The sequence below is a fragment of the Mesorhizobium sp. M0998 genome (assembly GCF_040318885.1).
Lineage (GTDB): Bacteria > Pseudomonadota > Alphaproteobacteria > Rhizobiales > Rhizobiaceae > Mesorhizobium.
In genome coordinates, this window is the sequence record NZ_JAMYND010000009.1 from 1 (window position 1) to 15,673 (window position 15,673).

General features: G+C 63.3%; 15 protein-coding genes. 8 read left to right on the forward strand and 7 right to left on the reverse strand.

Annotation, left to right across the window (positions count from 1 at the left end; translation table 11 throughout):
* Positions 1 to 129 precede the first annotated feature (129 nt).
* Complete coding sequence (locus NKH59_RS10670; protein WP_023678332.1) at positions 130 to 342, reverse strand: cold-shock protein; 213 nt, start codon at positions 340 to 342, stop codon at positions 130 to 132.
* Positions 343 to 637: 295 nt separating this feature from the next.
* On the opposite strand from NKH59_RS10670, the gene NKH59_RS10675 reads away from it, so the two are divergent.
* Complete coding sequence (locus tag NKH59_RS10675; RefSeq protein WP_352541076.1) at positions 638 to 964, forward strand: hypothetical protein; 327 nt, start codon at positions 638 to 640, stop codon at positions 962 to 964.
* Positions 965 to 1,016: 52 nt separating this feature from the next.
* Here NKH59_RS10675 and NKH59_RS10680 read toward each other — a convergent pair whose 3' ends face one another.
* The gene (locus tag NKH59_RS10680; protein ID WP_352541077.1) at positions 1,017 to 1,586 is read right to left on the reverse strand and encodes a methylated-DNA--[protein]-cysteine S-methyltransferase; all 570 of its coding nucleotides are present in this window, start codon (positions 1,584 to 1,586) and stop codon (positions 1,017 to 1,019) included.
* Positions 1,587 to 1,793: 207 nt separating this feature from the next.
* Between NKH59_RS10680 and NKH59_RS10685 the strand changes: the two genes are divergently transcribed.
* The 4 genes from NKH59_RS10685 to NKH59_RS10700 all read left to right on the forward strand — a co-directional run bounded on the left by NKH59_RS10685 (position 1,794) and on the right by NKH59_RS10700 (position 4,250).
* On the forward strand, positions 1,794 to 2,570 hold the full coding sequence (locus NKH59_RS10685) for a transglycosylase SLT domain-containing protein (protein ID WP_352541078.1): 777 nt from the start codon (positions 1,794 to 1,796) through the stop codon (positions 2,568 to 2,570).
* Positions 2,563 to 3,051, forward strand: coding sequence for a GNAT family N-acetyltransferase (locus tag NKH59_RS10690; RefSeq protein ID WP_353021761.1), 489 nt, complete (start codon positions 2,563 to 2,565; stop codon positions 3,049 to 3,051). The genes NKH59_RS10685 and NKH59_RS10690 overlap by 8 nt, the downstream gene beginning before the upstream one ends.
* 350 nt (positions 3,052 to 3,401) lie before the next feature.
* A complete protein-coding gene (locus tag NKH59_RS10695) occupies positions 3,402 to 3,785 on the forward strand; it encodes a DUF6152 family protein (RefSeq protein ID WP_352541080.1) in 384 nt (127 codons plus the stop codon).
* A complete protein-coding gene (locus tag NKH59_RS10700) occupies positions 3,786 to 4,250 on the forward strand; it encodes a DUF6644 family protein (protein ID WP_352998151.1) in 465 nt (154 codons plus the stop codon). It begins immediately after the preceding gene.
* On the opposite strand, the gene NKH59_RS10705 is transcribed toward NKH59_RS10700, so the two are convergent.
* Positions 4,243 to 4,365, reverse strand: coding sequence for a hypothetical protein (locus NKH59_RS10705; protein WP_352541082.1), 123 nt, complete (start codon positions 4,363 to 4,365; stop codon positions 4,243 to 4,245). The genes NKH59_RS10700 and NKH59_RS10705 overlap by 8 nt on opposite strands.
* Before the next feature lie 496 nt (positions 4,366 to 4,861).
* Between NKH59_RS10705 and NKH59_RS10710 the strand changes: the two genes are divergently transcribed.
* A complete protein-coding gene (locus NKH59_RS10710; RefSeq protein ID WP_352541083.1) occupies positions 4,862 to 5,410 on the forward strand; it encodes a site-specific integrase in 549 nt (182 codons plus the stop codon).
* Positions 5,411 to 5,678: 268 nt separating this feature from the next.
* Here NKH59_RS10710 and carB read toward each other — a convergent pair whose 3' ends face one another.
* The gene (gene carB, locus NKH59_RS10715) at positions 5,679 to 9,182 is read right to left on the reverse strand and encodes a carbamoyl-phosphate synthase large subunit (protein ID WP_352541084.1); all 3,504 of its coding nucleotides are present in this window, start codon (positions 9,180 to 9,182) and stop codon (positions 5,679 to 5,681) included.
* A gap of 232 nt (positions 9,183 to 9,414) precedes the next feature.
* Entirely contained in the window at positions 9,415 to 10,296 is an 882-nt protein-coding gene (locus tag NKH59_RS10720) for an SH3 domain-containing protein (protein ID WP_352996312.1), read from the reverse strand.
* Between the two features lie 263 nt (positions 10,297 to 10,559).
* Here NKH59_RS10720 and NKH59_RS10725 point away from each other — a divergent pair, with 263 nt between their 5' ends.
* A complete protein-coding gene (locus tag NKH59_RS10725) occupies positions 10,560 to 12,986 on the forward strand; it encodes a DNA/RNA non-specific endonuclease (protein ID WP_352541086.1) in 2,427 nt (808 codons plus the stop codon).
* 86 nt (positions 12,987 to 13,072) lie between these two features.
* Here the strand turns inward: NKH59_RS10725 and NKH59_RS10730 are convergent, their stop codons facing one another.
* Together NKH59_RS10730 and NKH59_RS10735 are read right to left on the reverse strand one after the other, a co-directional pair.
* The gene (locus NKH59_RS10730; RefSeq protein WP_352541087.1) at positions 13,073 to 13,819 is read right to left on the reverse strand and encodes a metallophosphoesterase family protein; all 747 of its coding nucleotides are present in this window, start codon (positions 13,817 to 13,819) and stop codon (positions 13,073 to 13,075) included.
* A gap of 95 nt (positions 13,820 to 13,914) precedes the next feature.
* Positions 13,915 to 14,268, reverse strand: coding sequence for an ArsR/SmtB family transcription factor (locus tag NKH59_RS10735; protein ID WP_352541088.1), 354 nt, complete (start codon positions 14,266 to 14,268; stop codon positions 13,915 to 13,917).
* Between the two features lie 193 nt (positions 14,269 to 14,461).
* On the opposite strand from NKH59_RS10735, the gene NKH59_RS10740 reads away from it, so the two are divergent.
* Entirely contained in the window at positions 14,462 to 15,640 is a 1,179-nt protein-coding gene (locus NKH59_RS10740; protein ID WP_254820339.1) for an MFS transporter, read from the forward strand.
* The last annotated feature ends 33 nt before the right edge of the window (positions 15,641 to 15,673 follow it).

Here is a 15,673-nt window from a genome sequence, read left to right on the forward strand (position 1 = left end):
GGCCGGCAGCATGCTGCTGGTGGGGTGTGCGGGGGTCTGCCGCCCCGGCGCGCTTCGCCGGCGACCGCCTTTAAATCCGTCACTTGCCGCGGCCCCCGGGCTACGCCCCGGCGCGCGCCATTCGCAAAATCAGGCTGCCTTGCTCAGAGATCCAGCGGACGACTTGCCAGTGCGGCGGTCCTGCTCGATCTCGAAGTTGATCTTCTGGCCTTCAACCAGGGTCGACAGTCCAGCACGCTCGACTGCGGAGATGTGGACGAAAACGTCCGCGCCGCCGCTGTCAGGCTGAATGAAGCCGAAACCCTTGGTGGAATTAAACCACTTGACCGTACCTGTTGCCATTTCGATAGTCCTTTACGTTTGCTTTAGTTTGACTGGGCCGAAACCCAGCCGGTTTGTATCGAGATTTTGGAGATAGAACGTCAGCAAACGCGAAGATCGCGAGGCCCGGATCGATCGGCCGAAATATCAATGGACCGCATATAATATGCCTTCGCGCAAAAAACAAGACGGGGCGGAAAATGGCGCGACGGCAACGCTGCCCAACGGCCGCCCCAATCACGTGAGAGCGTCGTCGTTGCGCGCCTGACGCGGGAGGATCGCGACAGCTTCGGGCACGGGTTTTGGGGGGAGGGACATGAAAATCGTTCTGCTTGCCGCTTGCCTGACCCTGGTGGCCGCCGAGGCGCAGGCGGTCTCACGCTACGACCCGACCCGCATGAGCTGCGGCAGGGTGCAGGCGACGATCGCGCGCGAGGGCGCGGTCATCCTGCGCTACAGATCGGCGCGCGTGCCGGGGCTGGCGCTCTATGACCGCTATGTGCGGAGCCAGCAATTCTGCGACATCGGCGAGGTCAGGGCGCGGGCCTCGGTGCCGAGCGCCGACACGAATTCCTGCACCGTCTACAAATGCAAGCGGGTGGAGATCGACCGGCGTTTTCGCCGGCGCCTGCTTCCGGATTAGAGTGGGACGAAATGGTGCGCCGGGTGCCGGCCTCGCCTGAATATCAGCACCACTAAAACCCGAACGACACCTGCGCCGGGGGCGGCGGGCCGACGCGTACGCCTTCCATTGCCAGCATCTTTTCTTTGGTGGCCGAGCCGCCGGCCGCGGAAAATCCGCCGATCTTGCCGCCGGCGGCAAGGATGCGGTGACAGGGGATGACCAGCGGCACCGGGTTGGCGCCGAGTGCGGCGCCCGTCTCACGCGCCAGCCCGGCATGGCCGGCGCGTTTGGCCAGTTCGCCATAGGTGGTGGTTTCGCCGAAGGCGAGTTTTCGTGCCGCGTCATAGATCGCCAGGCGGAACTCGTCGACGCCGCTGAGATCGACCGGCACGTTGGAGAAATCTATATCCTCGCCGGCGGCATAGGCCTTGATCGACGCGATCAGCTCGGCAACCCATTGCGGCTCGGGCTTCGCAGGCTGGTCGGCGGCGGCATGGCGCAGCAGCCGGCGCTCGACCGCGTCGCGATTGCGCTGCGGCAGGCAGAGCCGGGTCAGTCCGGCATCGCTCCAGGCGATGCCCATGAAGCCGAGCACGGTTTCGAAGACCGCGTGGCCGGCGGTGGCATGAGAGGCGTGCATGGCGTGCTCCTTTCCGGAATCCTTCGAAGTACAAATCCAGAACAATATCGCATTTCGCGGCCCGGCTCGCCACCCGAAAACCACCAGCTACCGCGGATTGCCCGAGGAAAGATGCTGGTGTAAGGACTTCTTAACACCCGACGAACCGGACCCGAGCGCCGCTTGCCAGCAAAATTCCTCTTTCCCGTCCTTGCGGCGGTGTTGGCCGTGGCCGCTCTCAGCGGTTGCACCTCGACTTCGCCGGTGACCCCGACGCCGGCCTTCACCGAAAATACGGCCAATACCGATGCCGGCTTTACGCTGGCGCTGCCTGACACGGTTTCGGTGCTGCCGGAGCCGTCCGGCGTCGCCCAGACAGCGGCGCTGCCGATCGAGCCGGCCGCCGCCTTTGCCGGGCCGACGCCGCTGGCGGCAAGTACCCCCGCCGTCATGACCGCCAACGCGCTGCCTGTTACCGCGACGCCAGCCGTCGCCATGCCGGTCAGCCAACAGACCGAGGCCATGCCCGGCGTTCAGCCGGTTTCCTACACGCTGCCGCAGGACCCGGCCGCTCTGGCCGCGACCGACCCCACCGAGGGTCAGTCCAACGCCGGCGGCCGCAGCGAGATCGAGCGGCTGATCGAGAAATATTCCGCGCTTTATCAGGTGCCGGTCGATCTGGTGCGCAGCGTCGTCAACCGCGAGAGCACGTTCAACCCGAAAGCCTACAATCACGGCCATTGGGGGCTGATGCAGATCAAGCACGCGACGGCGCGCGGCATGGGCTATGACGGGCCGGCAAGCGGCCTGTTCGATGCCGAGACCAATTTGAAATATGCGGTGAAATATCTGCGCGGCGCCTGGCTGGTCTCAGGCGGCAACCCCAAGCGCGCCGACCGGCTCTACCAGAGCGGCTATTATTATGACGCCAAGCGTAAGGGGATGCTGGGCGAAACCGGCCTCGGCAGCGACAGCCTGCGCCGCCGCATGCAACCCGATGCCTGAGCCGCGCCCGCCGGCGCCAAACGACATCCGCCTGCGCAAGATCCTCGACGACACGCTTCTGGCGCCGCGCTGGCCCGAAGGCTTTTTCATGCGCGGCTTCGAAGCCGCCGATGCACTCGCTTTGCATACGCTGTTGACCGCGGTGTTCGACGACGGCGCCGACGGGCCGTTCGACGAATGGTGGCCGCGCATTTCGGCCGGCGCGGAATTCGACCCAGCTTTGTGTTTCCTGGTCATCGACGACAAGGGCCGGCTGGCGGGCGCGGCGCTCTGCTGGACGCGGGCTTTCGTCAAGGATCTTGCCGTCCACCCGGAGGCGCGCGGCAACGGCATCGCCGAGGCGCTGATGCGCCACGCTTTCGCCGTGTTTCACGCAAGGGGTGCTGTGCATGTCGACCTCAAGACCAACACGGTCGAGAACGCCGCCGCCGTCCGGCGCTACGAACGGCTGGGGATGGTCGAAGTCGACTGGGCGGGGTGAAGGCAGGGCAAAGCTGGCTTCGGGTAAGTGCGTTGATATTCAAGCAGGCTGCGACGCTCGAAGGTAACGGCATGGATCCTAGGGTCTCCGCAACGTCGCTTCGCTCCTGCTCCGCCCTAGGATGACGAAGGTACAGTGGCATAAGGCCAATCGCGGACGTTGGAGATTGGCTGGAAACCTCCCCTCGCTTCGTCATCCTAGGGCGGAGCGAACGCGAAGCGGAGCGCAGACCCTAGGATCCATGCCGTTACCATGGCTGTGGAGCGCAGCGACCCAAAAGGCCCTTATGTGATTTGACGCTGCCGCGCCGTGAGCTACCCTCCAATCGAAATGAACCGAGGAGACGAGCGATGCGGTCACCTTTCAACCGGAGCATCACGCTGGCAGCGGCGGTGATCCTTGCCGCCGTCAGTCCGGCCTATGCCCATCACGGCTGGTCGTGGACGCAGGACGGGTTTTTCGAACTCCGGGGCAAGATCACGGCCATCTATATCGGCAACCCGCACGCCACGCTGGATGTCGACGCGAAGGGAGAGGCCTGGCGGGTGGAGATGGCGACGCCGTCCCGCACGATTGCCGCCGGCTTCACCGAGGAGGTCGCCAAGGTCGGCGACGAGGTGACCGCGATCGGCAACCGCTCGCGCGACGAGAGCGAAAAACGCGTGAAGGCAGTCCGCGTCATCGTCGGCGGCAAGACCTATGACGTCTATCCTGACCGCGTGCCGCCGGCCTGAATGGACGGGTTTTTCGCCGGCATCGAGCAACTCGCTTTGGTGCGGGGACTGAAGGCCTCGTTCGTCGCCTACCCCATCGTCAATGCGCTGCACATCATGTCGATCGGCGTGCTGCTGACCTGCGTCTGGCTCATGGACCTCAGGATCCTGGGCGCCTTCCGCTCGCTGCCGCAGGCGGCGTTCGTCGCGCTGCTGCGCCGCACCGCATTGGTCGCGTTTGGCGGTGCGCTGGTCACGGGCTCGCTGCTGTTTTCGGTCAGGGCGAGCGAATATGCGGCGATGCCGATCTTCCTTGCCAAGATGACACTCATCCTCCTCGCCGGCGCCAACTTCCTTGTCTTCGTGCGCCGCGTAAAAGGCGGTGACGAGCCGGCCGGCGGAGCCACGACCATGCTGGCGGTGCTTTCGCTGATGCTGTGGACGTCCGTGCTTTTCGCCGGACGGTTTATTGGGTTTCTCAACTAAACCGAGCGTCGGCGATGGTCCGGCCGAGGCGGGCAGATAAGCTCCCTGCAAAATGCATCTGGAACGAGCTTGCCATGAAGAAGGAAATCATCGAGGTGCCGGTGATATCGGCCAAGTGCGATCGCTCGGCGTGCCGTGCTCGACCGCGTCAGGGCCAATGATTTCCTGTTCGCGACGCCACCGGTGGACATGGTGACAGGCGAGATGGTGCGCGGCGACATAGAAACGCGGACCGAGGCGTCGCTGAAGGCGCTGAAACATTGCCTGGAAGCGGGGATCCTCGCTCGACGATGTGGTGATGGTGCGCATCTACGCCGTCAATTCCGGCGCAGTACAACGCCATCACCAGCGTCTATACCAGATACTTCGCGGCAAACCCGCTGGCGTGCAGCTTCGAGCCGCCGGCCTGGATTCCGTCTGCGATACGTTCATTGACAACGTGGAGGATATGACCGTGCGCCATCCTGGCGACTTAGTCGAGCCATGCTTGCCCGCCACATAGTCCATTTGTTCAATCAAACGCCGTCGTTTTAAAAAAACGATCAAACTGGACAAAATTCGTTTGACATTGACATCCGACTCCGTCATTTGTGGTGCCAACGGAGATTGCTATGGATGTGAAGCCTAGATCACGAGAAGCTCTGCTAGAGTTTTTGGACTACCTAGCCAGGAAGGGGCTCCTGAACAAGACCACTGCCAACGCCAGAAAAGCGGCGGCAGGCAAAGTCCTTGCTCTACTCGACGAAGTAGAGGCTTCTGATTTGGCCGAAGTGGATCTCGATCGTTTGATGCATAGGTTTTCAAACATTTCCGGAGGAAATTATACTCCCGGGAGCCTGAACACTTACAAAAGCCGCGTAAAGTCGTCGGTGGAGGATTTCTTAAACTACCAAGACAACCCAATGACGTTTAAAGTAGGGGGGGCTGCTGGATTTCGGAAGACAAGCGAGCGCCAGAAGGTCGCGCAAATTCAGGGGGAAAGGCCAGCTGCTCGACAGGTTACATCAGCGATGATGGCCCCGCCGACCAGCGTGTCGGTGCTTCCAATCCCGATTCGGGAAAATTTGATAATTCAAATCCAAGGCTTGCCATTTGATTTGACGCCCGCTGAAGCAAATAAGATTGCAAATGTCGTGCGAGCTATGGCAGCATCTGATTGATTCTCCCGTCCAAACGGAGAATCTTTCTCGGTTTAGCCGAGACACCGGGGCCGCTGGTAATAGGGTCCATACCTAAGACCAGCGGCCTCCACCAATCTGAATTTTTCCAGATGCCCGAGTAGATAGCTGATTTGTCGGTTCCGAGCAAATTTTCCCGCGATGGCGGTGGACGCCAGATTACGTGACCGTCAAGCTGAAACACCCCTCATCCGACCGAGCTTCGCTCGGCCACCTTCTCCAACAAGGGAAGAAGGGAAAAAAGCGCTCATCAGGCAAAATATTCCTGCAGCGGCCGAACCTCCAGGCTCCCCGCCCTCAACGCCGCAATCGCCTCCGCCACCGCAGCCGCGCCCGAAAGCGTGGTGTAATACGGCACCTTCTGCATCAGCGTCGCCCGGCGCAGCGATTTCGAGTCCGACACCGCCTTTTGGCCGTCCGTCGTGTTGAAGACGATCTGCACCTGGCGGTTGCGGATGGCGTCCTCGATGTGAGGGCGGCCTTCCAGCACCTTGTTTATTTTCTCCGCGGCGACGCCGTTTTCGGCGAGGAAGCGGGCGGTGCCGGAGGTGGCCAGCACTTTGAATCCCTGGCCGGCGAGACGCTTGACCGCCGGCAGGATGCCTTTCTTGTCCTCGTCGCGCACCGAGACGAACAGCGTGCCCGCGCGGGGGAGATCAACACCCGCCCCGAGCTGGCTCTTGGCGAAGGCCAGCGCGAAGTCGCGGTCGAGGCCCATGACCTCGCCGGTCGAGCGCATTTCCGGGCCGAGCAAAATGTCGACGCCGGGGAAACGGGCGAACGGGAACACCGCTTCCTTGACCGCGATGTGGCCGGGATTGCGCGGGTCGGGCATGGCGCCGTAATGGGCGAAGGCGTCTTCCAGGCTTTCGCCGGCCATGATGCGGGCAGCAATCTTCGCGATAGGCCGCCCGATGGTCTTGGCGACGAAAGGCACGGTGCGCGACGCACGCGGGTTGACCTCCAGCACATAGACCGTGCCGTCCTTGATCGCATATTGCACGTTCATCAGGCCGCCGACATTGAGCGCCCGGGCAAGTGCTGCTGTCTGGCGCTCCAGCTCGTCGACGAGTTCGGAAGGCAGCGAATGCACCGGCAGCGAGCAGGCCGAGTCGCCCGAATGGATGCCGGCCTCCTCGATGTGCTCCAATATACCGGAGACGTAGGTCGACTTGCTGTCGCAGAGGCAATCGACATCGACTTCGATGGCGCCTGAGAGATAGGTGTCGAACAGCAGCGGGTTCTTGCCGAGCAGCGTGTTGATCTGGCCGGTCTTGTCGTTGGGGTATTTCTGCTTGATGTCCTCCGGCACCAGGCCGGGCACGGTGTCGAGCAAATAGGATTGCAGCATGCTCTCGTCGTGGATGATCTGCATGGCGCGGCCGCCGAGCACATAAGACGGGCGCACCACCAGCGGGAAGCCGAGCTCGCCAGCGACGAGGCGGGCCTGCTCGACCGAATAGGCGATGCCGTTCTTCGGCTGGCTGAGGCCGAGCTTGTGCAAGAGCTTCTGGAAGCGGTCGCGGTCCTCGGCGAGATCGATCATGTCGGGCGAGGTGCCGAGGATCGGGATGCCGGCCTTCTCCAGCGCATCGGCGAGCTTCAGCGGCGTCTGGCCGCCGAACTGGACGATGACGCCGACCAGTTCGCCCGACGCCTGCTCGGCGCGCAGGATCTCCAACACGTCCTCCGGCGTGAGCGGCTCGAAATAGAGCCGGTCGGAGGTGTCGTAGTCGGTCGAGACGGTTTCGGGATTGCAGTTGATCATGATCGCCTCGAAGCCGGCGTCGCGCAGCGCAAAGGCGGCATGGCAGCAGCAATAGTCGAACTCGATGCCCTGGCCGATGCGGTTGGGGCCGCCGCCGAGGATGACGACCTTTTTGCGCGACGAGACCTGCGCCTCGTTGGCCAGCGCGCCTGCGAACGGCACCTCGTAGGTCGAGTACATGTAGGCGGTGGGCGAAGCGAACTCGGCGGCGCAGGTGTCGATGCGCTTGTAGACCGGATGAACGTCGAGCTTGTCGCGAATCTTCTGGATCTCTTCGACATCCTTCCTGACCAGCGACGCGAGGCGGGCGTCCGAAAAACCCATCGCCTTCAGCATGCGTAGATTGGCGGCGTCCTCGGGGATGCCGTGCTCGCGGATGCGGGCTTCCATGTCGAGAATGCCGGCGATCTGTTCGAGGAACCACGGGTCGATCTTGCACATGGCGTGCACGTCTTCCAGCGAGGTGCCCATGCGGATCGCTTGCGCCACCATGCGCAGCCGGTCCGGCGTCGGCGTGCCGAGTGCGGCGCGAATGGCGTTGCGGTCGTCGACGTGGCTGGCAGCTGTCGTCCCATGGCCGATGCCGGGGATTTCGATTTCGTCCAGACCGGTCAGGCCGGTCTCCAGTCCACGCAAGGCCTTCTGCAGCGATTCCTGGAAAGTGCGGCCGATGGCCATGACCTCGCCGACCGACTTCATCGAGGTGGTCAGCACCGGCTCGGCGCCGGGAAACTTCTCGAAGGCAAAGCGCGGGATTTTTGTCACGACATAGTCGATGCTCGGCTCGAACGAGGCCGGCGTTGCTCCGCCGGTGATGTCGTTCTCAAGCTCGTCCAGCGTGTAGCCGACGGCGAGCTTGGCGGCGATCTTGGCGATCGGGAAGCCTGTCGCCTTGGAGGCGAGCGCCGACGAGCGCGAGACGCGCGGGTTCATCTCGATCACCACCAGGCGGCCGTCGGCCGGGTTGACGGCGAACTGCACGTTGGAGCCGCCGGTCTCGACGCCGATCTCGCGCAGCACCGCGATCGAGGCGTTGCGCATCATCTGGTATTCCTTGTCGGTCAGCGTCAGCGCAGGGGCGACGGTGATCGAATCGCCGGTATGCACGCCCATCGGGTCGATGTTCTCGATCGAGCAGACGATGATGCAATTGTCGGCCTTGTCACGGACAACCTCCATCTCGTACTCCTTCCAGCCGAGCACGCTCTCCTCGATCAGCACTTCGGTGGTCGGCGAGGCATCGAGGCCGGACTGGACGATCTCGAAGAATTCGGCGCGGTTGTAGGCGATGCCGCCGCCGGTGCCGCCCATGGTGAAGGACGGGCGGATGATGGCGGGCAGGCCGACATGGTCGAGCGCTTGTGCTGCAATCGCCATGGCATGGCTGATATAGCGCTGCTTGCGGTCGCCTTCGCCGAGGTTCCAGCGCGTTTCCAGAGCATCGAGCGCGGCGTCGAGATTTTCGGGCTTTTCCGCCTTCAACTCGGCGCGCTCGGCCTCATGCGTCTTGCGGTCGGCATTCTTGACGTCGGTGGCGTTGGCCAGCATCGACTTCGGCGTTTCCAGGCCGATCTTGTTCATCGCCTCGCGAAACAGCGCGCGGTCCTCGGCCTTGTCGATTGCGGTGGCGTCGGCACCGATCATCTCGACCTGATAGCGGTCGAGCACGCCCATGCGGCGCAGCGACAGAGCCGTGTTGAGCGCGGTCTGGCCGCCCATGGTCGGCAGCAGCGCGTCCGGCCGCTCCTTGGCGATGATCTTGGCCACCACTTCGGGCGTGATCGGCTCGATGTACGTGGCGTCGGCCAGCTCCGGATCGGTCATGATGGTGGCCGGATTGGAGTTGACCAGGATGACGCGAAAACCCTCTTCCTTCAGCGCCTTGCAGGCCTGGGTGCCGGAATAGTCGAATTCGCAGGCCTGGCCGATGACGATGGGGCCGGCCCCGATGATCAGGATCGACTTGATGTCGGTGCGTCTTGGCATGTCGAGGGTCCGTTCGGCGGGCGGCTTGCACAAAAAGCCGGACGGGATGACCCGGCCGGTTGTGCTCGCGATTCTGGTATCAGGCTAGGAGGGCCTTATAGGGAAGAGTTTTGCCGGATGTAACCCCCTAAAATGGCAGTAGGGGAGTAGGGGAGTAGGGGAGTAGGGGAGTAGGGGAGTAGGGGAGTAGGGGAGTAGGGCAGAGGTTCGAGCCCCCTTTGAACCTATTGCCCTACTGCCCTACTCCCTTACCACTATCCCCCAACGCCAAAGCGTCCGTAATCTCGAAGCGTTCGGAAGCACCGACGCGGATCATGTTCAGGCTGCCTTCGCGGGTGAAGCGGAATTCGCCGGGTGCGTCCGCACCGGCCGGCTTGCCGGCCTTGAAGCTGATGATGCGCGTGCCGCCATCGGGCCAGGTCACGGTCACGTCGGTCTTGTCGCCGGTGCGCACCACGCCTGCCTTGCAGCTGGTCATCGGCTGGCCGAGATAGCGCGCACAGGGGATGGCGTTGCCGGCACCGGGTACCGGTGTCCCCGGCGGCTGAAGCCGCGCAACGGTCTGTGCGTCGGCCGGGGGCGCCGCGTTGGCCGCGCCGAAATTCTGGACGGGACCCACTGCCGCGGGCGGCGATCCATCAACCTGTCCAGTCGTGGGGTTTCCACCGGCCAGGGCCAGGCGGTAAGCATCCTCGATCGCCACCCTGCCGATCGCGTCAGGGGAATTCAGCGGCGTTTCGGGAGCGGTCGCGCCGAGGCGCGTTGTCAGGTCGGGCAGCGGCTGAGGCGCAGGGTTCTCCGCACTGGCCGCCACCTGCGGTGTCACTTGCCGGGGATTGATAGGGTCGAGGTAGCGTGCGGGCGCCCATCCGCTCATCTTCGGGTCATCAATGTCTTCAACCTTGCACCATTTGTAGCCGCTGACGTCGCCGCAGCCGAGATTTTTCACGCTCGAACCACTCGGCAGCCGCGCCTCGATCTTGCCCATGGCCGACGCCGTGGCGCGCACGTTCAGGAGGTCATCCGGAGCGAGACCCGTCACAATCGAGACGATGGGCTCCGGCTCCTGGCCGTTGGCCGGCAACTCCGCCAGGATCAGCGGAGCGGCAATCACCGCAAGCAGCGTCGTCGGGAGTGTTACTGTGCGCCTAATCATCTGCCATGGGCGGTAGGTTCAATTGCCGAAGGCGCGGCCAGGCACGAAAGCGCCATCGCACGCCAGCCGGCTTTTATAGGCGACGAGACGGCGCTGTGTAAGCCCGAAAAGGTGCCGCGTGTTGAATCGCGACCAAGCCACTTCCGTGAACTAACAGCCGGCAAAATATTGCACATTTCATGTAAATATGCACTCTCTCAAGTAAGGTTGAGGAGGGCAATATGGTCGACCTTGAAATATTTGCGCAGGTGGAAAACATAGTTCGCCAGCGTATCAAGAAAACGCGCGCCGAGATTGAGGCTTCACTTGGTCACATCGCCAACGGCAATCCGCTGGCCGCCGAACAGACCCTCTCCAGGCGCCTCGACAGGTTGCAGGTAAAGGCGTCGCTCAGCCGCACCGAAGCGGAGATGATATCGGCAGCAATTGACATGAGGTCTGCCGGGGAAAGAAAGGCCGCCGCCAAGCAGCAAGGGCCGGAGGCTATTCTCGGCCCAACGCTCGATTTCATCGGGGTCGCATTCCTCGAGCGTGGGCGCCGTGCTGCCGATGCGGTTGGCCGCGTTGCCTTTCTCAACGGCAATCCGCAAGGATCGGGTTTTCTGGTCGGGCCAAGGTTGTTCCTCACAAACAACCATGTGATTTCGTCGCAGGCGGATTCCCGGCGCTTCCAGGTCCAGTTCGATTATGAGCAGGACGGTGCGAATGCCGTGCGTACGCCGACGACGTTCCTGTTCGATCCTGAATCCTGTTTCGTGAGCGATAGCATAGAGGGTCTGGACTATACGCTGATCGGAGTCGGCGAGCGGCGTTCCGGCCCAAAGGAACTGGGGGAGTTCGGTTTTATCTCGCTGTCGGATGCGCGCGACAAGCATATGCTCGGCGAAATCGCCAACATCGTCCAGCATCCCGATGGCCGCTTCAAGGAACTGGTGTTGCGTGAAAACCGGCTGGTGGCCCGCGACGAAACGGTGCAAGTGCTGCACTATGTCGCCGACACCGAACAGGGTTCTTCCGGCTCCCCGGTCTTCAACAATGAATGGGAACCTATCGCCCTGCACCATTGGGCCGGCCCGTTCCACGAGGTGACGGGCATAGGTGGCTATGCGCTTGCGCGCGAGATCAACGAAGGCATACGGATCAGCGCCATCGTTGACCATCTGGGTGCTAGAAAGTCCAAGCTGCCGGGCTCCTCGGCATCGGCGGTTTCGCAAGCTCTGGCGATTTGGGCCGGCATGCCGCGCATGATGGACGAGACAGTTCGGCTGAACGCCGATATTCGCGAAGATGTGCCGGACAAGCCGGTGCAGCGGCCGGAACCGGATCGCAATCGGCCGGCGACGAGACACAATGCCGATGGCTCGGTCACCTGGACTTTTCCCGTCGAGATAAATGTCCGGGCGCCGCTGATCAACCGCGACGGAGGCGATGCGAGACGAAACGACGGCAAAGGCCCGGCAAGCGAACCCGGGAAGGTGGCCATCGCCGAGGCCGCGGGTTGGAAAACAGAGGATTTCGACGATCGTGGAGGGTATGAGCCCGGCTTCATACCGGGCTTTGTCCTGGCAATGCCGACGGTTGCCAATTCACCCTACCGGTTGGCCAAAAACCTTCTTGCCAAACCGGGAGAGGACCCGCACGAATTGCGCTACCATCATTTTTCGATCTTGATGAACGCCGATCGCAGGCTTGCCTTCGTCACGGCCTGCAATATCGATGGATCCCGCACCAAGGCGGTCAATCGTGAGGACAAGACGGTCATCGACAACCCGTCGCTTGTCGAATTGGGGGTGGAGTCGATTTCCGGTTCGGAAGCCAGCGATGCTTTCCGGCCCGATCGGCGCATCGACCTTGGCGAGCAGATGAACCAGGAATTCTATTCGAGCCAGAATGTCCCTGGATTTCCCGTCGCAAAATCCAAGGAACGAATCGCTCGAATGTTCCAGAAGGGCCATATTACACTTCGCGGCGACCCCGCATGGGGCGTCGATCAGGAGGCGGTCGCGGCAGAACGCGACACGTTCTTTTATACCAATGCTGCGCCGCAAGTCGGCTTCTTCAATCAAGGAAGCTCGCTTAACCATCCCGGCTCCAAAGGGAAGTTGAGATGGCGCGCGGTAGAAACCTATGTGCTGCGCAACGCCTATACGACGCGAGGCCGTGTCACGGTGTTTGCCGGGCCAGTGTTCGGCGAGGACGATCCTCCCTACCGCTTCGACAGCCATGTTCCGCTGAAGTTCTGGAAGATCGCGCTGTGGTCCGATCAAGCTGGCCTGCGCGCCATCGCGCTGCTGGCGGACCAGAAGCCGGTTTTGGAAGTGATGCCCGAAGCGTTCGGCGAGCGTGCCGAGGCATTCGATGACCCGCTTGAAATTGCCAGGGTATCGGAGTTCCTTTCGACGGTGGCCGAGATTGAAGAGCTGACCGGCCTGAACTTTGGCCAGCAGGTGCGCGACGCCGACATTCGGGCCGGTTCCGAATCCGCCCCAGCACAGACTTTCAACCCAACGCAACTGGCGCCCAAGACGTCACGGCCAAAGGCTTCGGCGACCAAGACTTCGACGTCCAAGACTTCGGCGTCCAAGACTTCGGCGGCCAGCGCCCGACGTCCTGCCAAGCGATCGAAGCGATCGGCGTCTGACGACTGAAGATTGGACCGGTCGCGACTTCTGCCGCTCGAAGGCGGTCATCCGTTCAGCTAGGCATGAGCAAGCTCAGCCTGGGATGAGCAAGCTCAGCCCGGCATGAAGCCGGTGCGCAGCGCGTGAGCCCATTCGGGCCGTCCCGCCTGCTCGGCCTGGCGCGCCGCCGCCTCGTGGTCATAATCGACGGCGATGGCTTCGAAACTGTCGCGGTGCAAGTCGACGATGCCGTAGCGGGCGTGCGGCGAGCCCTGCTCGGAGACATGCGCCGGCGGCGTATCATCGTGATAGGCCGGGCAGCCGATGCTGCCCGGGTTGAAGATGACCGGACCGCCGGGAATGCGGACCAGCTCGCTGCGATGGCTGTGGCCGCAAAGCATGATGCGGCAGGCGGGATCGATCGCGCCGAGGCGCCGCTCGATTGCGACCAGCGGCGCGCGCACCAGCCGGCCGTCGACGATCGCGTCAGTCAGGTATTTTTCGTCGTGGTCGGGCCGGGCATGGAAGGCGAGTATGCCGGGCGCCACCTCCAGCGTGACGGGCAGCGCAAATAGCGCCTCGCGCTGGCCTGCGGTCAGCCGTTCCTGCGCGTAGCGGTCGGACGGCCACATGGTCTCGTCGGCGGTGTCGTGGGCAACGCGGCGGTCGTGGTTGCCGCGCACCGTCGGCAGGTCGAGCGTCTCGAGCCGCTCCATGGTCTCGCGCGGCCAGAGCGGGCCGGAAACGCAATCGCCGAGATTGACGATGAGGTCGGCGCCGCCGCGCTGCCGCAGATCATCGAGCACGGCGTCGAGCGCCAGGACATTGCCGTGGATGTCGGCGAGGACGGCAATGCGCATGGCAGGCTCCGTTAATTGGAATGGCTGGAGGGCGGGTGAAGCTACTTTGCTCGTCTCGCGAAGCGGGCGAGAGCGGAACCTAGCTTTGGGTTCGTTCAGGCGCGGACTTCGATCTCTTGGCCGCCGACCGCCGGCAACGATGCGTCGCCGGCCGCGGCAATAACACTGTCGAGCAGGCCCGGGAAGCGGCGGTCGAGATCGTCACGGCGCAGCGTGATCAGCCGGCTGGTTCCAACCGCCTCGGTGCGGGTGACGCCGGCCTCACGCAACTTGGCCAAATGGTAGCTCAGATTGGTCTTCGAGCAGAGATCGAGGAACCGGCTGCAATTCAGCGGCACGCCCTCTTTGCTGGCGAGATAGCGCACGATGGCCAGTCGCGTCGGGTCGCCGAGCACGGCAAGCACGTTCGGCAGGCTGATCTGGTCGGCGGTGGGATGGGGCAAGGTCATGCCCAGGAATTAAGCACATTCGGAGCCGATTTCAACGCATCTCCTCTCGTGGCCAATGGACACATAGTTTCGTCCCGTCGCCCGGTCCTGACACCGGGCTGTCAGGATGGTTCGGCTATTTTGCAGCGGCTTTATTGACATCATGCCCTGTTATGTCCAATTGTTCAATAACCTTTGAACTAAGGAAATTGCCATGGATAAGCGCCTAATCTGGCTTGCGCTCGGATCGTTCACGATTTCGACCGAAGGTTTCGTCATCTCCAGCCTTTTGCCCGACATTGCAAAGGATGCCGCCATCTCCGTTCCGCTCGCCGGCACGCTGATCACCGCGTTTGCGCTCGCCTATGCGATCGGCACGCCGATCCTGGCAACGCTGACCGGCGAATGGGACCGGCGCCGCGTCATCCTGTGGACGCTGGTGTTCTTCGTGTTGGGCAACGTCGCCGCGGCGCTAAGCTCCTCCTTCGAATTGCTGTTGATCGCGCGCATCGTCATGGCGCTGTCGTCAGGCTTGTTCGCGGCGACCGCACAGGGAACGGCCGTTGCGCTTGTCGACGATCATCACCGCGCCCGCGCCATTGCCGTGGTCGTCGGCGGCACTACGGTTGCGGTCGCGGTCGGAGCACCGCTCGGCGCGCTCGTTGCAACGGTTGCCGGCTGGCGCGGCACCTTCTTTGCCATCGCCGGCCTCGGTGCGCTCGCCGGCGCGATCCTGTGGTACCGGCTGCCGCGCGGCATCGTCGGCACCAGGCTGCCGCTCCGGATGCGGCTTGCAGCGGCACTTCGCCCCGGCGTCATGCCTATCCTGGTGACGACGATCCTGGCGCTGATCGGCGCCTTCACCGTCTTTGCCTTTGTCGCGCCGCTGGCGATCGAAGGCGGCGGACTGAACCCGATCGCGCTTCCCGGAATGCTGCTCGCCTTTGGCGTTGGCGCGGTCATTGGCAATATCGGCGGCGGTCAGGCCGCCGACCGTTTCGGCGCGACGCGCACCGTCTGCTGGTCGCTGGCGCTGAGTGCCGCCATGCTGGTCACGTTTTCGCTGATCCCGATGTTCCTGCCGCGCGAGATCGCCGGGCCGGCGCTCATGGCCATGATGGTGCCGTGGGGCATCGTCGGCTGGGCATTCCCGCCGGCGCAGGCCAGCCGCATTATCAAGCTGGCGCCCGATGCCGCGCCCATCGTGCTGTCGCTGAACGCTTCGGCGCTCTATCTCGGCGTGGCACTGGGTGCCGTGGTCGGCGCCGCTGTGCTGCGCTATGGCGCACCGGCCGACCTCGGCGTGGTCGCGGCGGCGTTCCCGATCATCGGTCTGGGCGTAGTGCTGGCGGGCCATCTGGCGGCGCGTCCGGTGGCGATGCCGGCCGAGTAAGGCTTGTGGGCAAAGCTTGGCTGCCGGCCGCCG

What these genes read in the sequence shown, in the direction of transcription:
- NKH59_RS10670 (WP_023678332.1), bottom strand. Translation starts at nt 342, where the DNA reads ATGGCAACAGGTACGGTCAAGTGGTTTAATTCCACCAAGGGTTTCGGC.
- NKH59_RS10675 (WP_352541076.1), top strand. Translation starts at nt 638, where the DNA reads ATGAAAATCGTTCTGCTTGCCGCTTGCCTGACCCTGGTGGCCGCCGAG.
- NKH59_RS10680 (WP_352541077.1), bottom strand. Translation starts at nt 1,586, where the DNA reads ATGCACGCCTCTCATGCCACCGCCGGCCACGCGGTCTTCGAAACCGTG.
- NKH59_RS10690 (WP_353021761.1), top strand. Translation starts at nt 2,563, where the DNA reads ATGCCTGAGCCGCGCCCGCCGGCGCCAAACGACATCCGCCTGCGCAAG.
- NKH59_RS10695 (WP_352541080.1), top strand. Translation starts at nt 3,402, where the DNA reads ATGCGGTCACCTTTCAACCGGAGCATCACGCTGGCAGCGGCGGTGATC.
- NKH59_RS10700 (WP_352998151.1), top strand. Translation starts at nt 3,786, where the DNA reads ATGGACGGGTTTTTCGCCGGCATCGAGCAACTCGCTTTGGTGCGGGGA.
- NKH59_RS10710 (WP_352541083.1), top strand. Translation starts at nt 4,862, where the DNA reads ATGGATGTGAAGCCTAGATCACGAGAAGCTCTGCTAGAGTTTTTGGAC.
- carB (WP_352541084.1), bottom strand. Translation starts at nt 9,182, where the DNA reads ATGCCAAGACGCACCGACATCAAGTCGATCCTGATCATCGGGGCCGGC.
- NKH59_RS10725 (WP_352541086.1), top strand. Translation starts at nt 10,560, where the DNA reads ATGGTCGACCTTGAAATATTTGCGCAGGTGGAAAACATAGTTCGCCAG.
- NKH59_RS10730 (WP_352541087.1), bottom strand. Translation starts at nt 13,819, where the DNA reads ATGCGCATTGCCGTCCTCGCCGACATCCACGGCAATGTCCTGGCGCTC.
- NKH59_RS10735 (WP_352541088.1), bottom strand. Translation starts at nt 14,268, where the DNA reads ATGACCTTGCCCCATCCCACCGCCGACCAGATCAGCCTGCCGAACGTG.
- NKH59_RS10740 (WP_254820339.1), top strand. Translation starts at nt 14,462, where the DNA reads ATGGATAAGCGCCTAATCTGGCTTGCGCTCGGATCGTTCACGATTTCG.